Below are 3359 nucleotides of genomic sequence, written 5' to 3'. Positions count from 1 at the left end.
AGGTATCGCCGGGCAGGATGAAATCCTCATTCCAGATTCTGATTTCCACATCCCGCTGATAAAGAACGATACGGCCGTTGTCGCTGATATCCAGGCCCATGAGACCCGACCTGTCGTCAATGACGACGCCGTTTCCGGCCTCATCCAGGCGGGCCAGCACATTGAGATTCCCGCGACGCCGAGTCATGCGGACGGCGTCGAACCTCTCCAGCCAGGCTTCAGCCAGCACGAAGCGCGCGTCAAAGCTGGGGATGAAGCAGAAAAAATCCTTGAGGAGCCAGCTGTCGTACATGGGGCTGCCGGGCTCGGCCTTCGACCTATCATGGTCGGTGAACTGGCGGCCGTTGTAGAAACCGCGCCACCTGCCCCAGCGATACAGGGGATTTCGAGGATCTCCGGCACGCACTATGCTGCCCTCGTATGCAGGAGGATTCCCTCCACGAAAAGGCGCCGCGCCGCCGAAGCGCAGAATCCGGTCTCTGCCGGTCTGCCGGTCGACGATGTGAACGACGTTATCCTTCTTATCCAGGATTTTTTTGCCGTCGCGGCTCAACACCCGGAAATACGGGCTTGTGACGATGGTGCCCATCTCGTCCATCCGTCTGAAGCGCTGCCCGTCCTCAATGCAGAACCAGAACTCACTATGCGTCAGAAAGCCCCTGTTTCGGGCCGCCTTCCCTTCCGGCGTCTGCGCAAAGCGCGCATGTTCCTCAAAGGGAGCGTCCGCCGCAGGCGCGCCGGGGATGGGCTTTTTCCCGTAGCCCAGGGCAACCCTGCCGTCGGCCGACATGCCGTACCATACCACATCCTCAAGGCCGTGCCTCGACATGGGCTGCCTTGTCCCGTCGTATCGCCAGAGAAAGCCGGGACGCGACCAGACCACGCCGGGGGAAGGCTGGTCCCTGCGGGAACTCACAAAACCCGCCATGCTGCGCCCGTCGTCGCTGAGAAAGTTCCCCATGCCGTATTGATCCTCCGGGAGAACGACGCGGAGCAGGCCGAAATCCCGGCTCCAGAGTATGGCCTCGCCGTCCATGATGCCGGTCATGGCGCGGCATCCCGGAGCAATGGCGCTGATCCTGCCGTTGTCGCCGAGCAGCGGAGCCATGTCCATGATGAACCCCTGCGCGGGCCGGGCGGCCTCGGCGCAGCGCCCTTCCGCAGGAAAAAACAAAAGGGAAAGCTTCAAAAAGGCGGCCAGAAAAAGCCGAAGCCTACGGCCGATATGCGGGAAGACTCGTTTCATGGCGGAAATTTCTCCCGGACAGCGCGCCTTGCCCGTGAACCGGCCCATCCCCGGGCGGACATGCTCGGCCGCATGCGGGCCGAAAGCGGGACCCTCCCGGCGGAGAGGCAAAAAGGCGCGCAGGATAACGCCGCTCCTCCCGGGCACGCGGCCCACGCCCTGGCCTGGAAGGATACCGGATTGCCTGTCCGTTCAGCGTACAGGAAAGAACCGGGACAGGCGACACGAGAGTCCTTCTCTCCATGCGCGGCAAAAGGCCGCCCCTCAAGGAAAACACCGTGCCGGAGAAGAAGCGCGGCCCCCTGTCCCCCTGCCGCAGGCAAAGCCGCTTTTCCGAAAGACGCGTCGGGACAGAAAAGCCCCGGCAGACCCCTGCGCCGCCGCAAGAACCTGCTTTCCCGCCTTCGCTCCCCGGCAGCTATGGAACATGAAGGCCTCATCGCGGCGGATGGGCGAAGGAAAAAGCTCTGTGCTCCCTGCCCGCTTTTCCCGACAACAGCGCCCTTCACGCCCCCAGAAAAACTATACGGCCCTGCTCGGGCATGGCCTTCAGGAGTCCCTCCATGCGCGTGAGGAAACGCTCGTAAAAATTCACGGCTCCGGCAAGGAACGCATCTTCCGAAGCCGTGCAGGCTTCAGCCTGCGTCCGGTACGGAACATCCTGCCTGCGCCTCTTTTCAAGCAGCCTTTTCCGAAGCGGCGTATCTTCCCCTGCCCGCAGGGCGGAGACGGCGGCGCGGACGTCAGAAAGCATCTCCCGCACGGCGCCCTTGCCGTAATGATTGCAGCCGTATCCGTCAAACCCCTTCGGCTCCCAGGCTTCGCGCGCGTTCAACTCAGGCTCGAAGCGGCGTTCCAGAAAAGGCAGGAGGTAATCTTCCAGCACCTCCTCATCCATGGAAAAAGAAGGGGGCTGCGACAGGCCGGACGGGCCTTCCGCGTACACCAGAAAATATGGCTCTTCCCCGCTGCCGCCGTGGCAGAGAAGAGGCTGCTCCACCATAAGCGACGCCGCTCTGAACTTCAGATACGGCAATTCTTGCCCTCCCTCCTCCCGACAGAGCGCAAGTTCATACCGGCCGGAACCGTCCGACGTGGCCGTCAGCTTCGCATGGCGGGAAAAACAAAACACATACCGCACCAGGCTCCCCTCCCTCCGGGAGCTTTCCACCCTTCCGCCGGAATATTCATACTGCCGCAGAACCGAAGATTCCTCCTGAACGAGTATGCGCTGCAGGCTCCTCCCCGCAAGGTATGGGGTGAAGAGCCGCTCCGGACGGAAATTGGGGCGGTTCAGCCCTTCCGTGCAGGAAGGAGGGATGGAATTGCGGCCTATCCGGGCGGAAACCCCCTCTCCGGGGAGAAAGTCCAGCACCGTGCCGTCGTCGAAATCCAGCATGAAGGGCTCACACAGCGTCACGCTGTGGGGAATGACGCCTCTGCAGGCGCTGCCCCCGGAGGATACGCCCCCAAGGCCCGCATCCCGCCCGAGCCTCTCTTCATACCCGCGCAGGAAAGCGCCTGTCATGTTGAGCGCCGCACCCACGACGCGAAGCCCCTTCAGCCGCTTTTTCCTGAAATCCTGAACGGACAGGGCCTTCAGTATCGCCTCCGCCCCTTCATGCACGGGAGCGGACCAGGCATACCAGTCGAAGCGATCATGAAATATGTTGTTTTCCCAAGGCAACTATGGCTTCTCCTTTAAAAACTGCCCTGCGCACCCACAGGAGCAAGGGATTTCCTCTTTCCCGGAAAGAGGAAAGGGCGCGGACGATGTTTCCCCCGGGCGGAACCCGGGAAAAACTCCGTACAACTGCGTGCCCTCAACCTCGCACAAGACGGCGCTTCCTCCGCTTTCCGCAACGCAGCCCCGCCTCTTCGCTTCCCGCTCCGCCCGCCTGCTGCGCGGGCTTCTCCCCGACTCTGCGCAATGGAAAGCTCTCCGTCAAGCCTCCTTCCCGTTCTCCGGGGCTTTCGGCCCCGCGAGGCCCGACGGAAAACATCCCCATGGGGCCTGCCCTGCTTCGCCGGGACATGTTTCCGCCTCTTGTGCTTCACCCGAACCATTTTTGCAAAAACACATTCCGTAAAAAAGGCACAAAGTCGCGAAAAA

At 62.1% G+C, this 3359-nt stretch carries 2 protein-coding genes; both read right to left on the bottom strand.

All coding sequences use genetic code 11. The features are described 5' to 3' along the window. On the bottom strand, positions 1-1114 hold a 1114-nt coding region (locus tag K8W16_RS03370), incomplete at its 3' end, for a hypothetical protein (RefSeq protein ID WP_304121154.1). A gap of 637 nt (positions 1115-1751) precedes the next feature. Further along, positions 1752-2933 (bottom strand): hypothetical protein, encoded by a 1182-nt coding sequence (locus tag K8W16_RS03365; protein ID WP_304121153.1) that lies wholly within the window; start codon positions 2931-2933, stop codon positions 1752-1754. Positions 2934-3359 lie beyond the last annotated feature (426 nt).

This window comes from Mailhella massiliensis (genome assembly GCF_020741395.1).
In the GTDB taxonomy this organism is placed as follows: domain Bacteria; phylum Desulfobacterota; class Desulfovibrionia; order Desulfovibrionales; family Desulfovibrionaceae; genus Mailhella; species Mailhella massiliensis_A.
The sequence above is the reverse complement of the archived record's forward strand: the minus strand, read 5'-3'. Positions and strand labels throughout refer to the sequence as shown.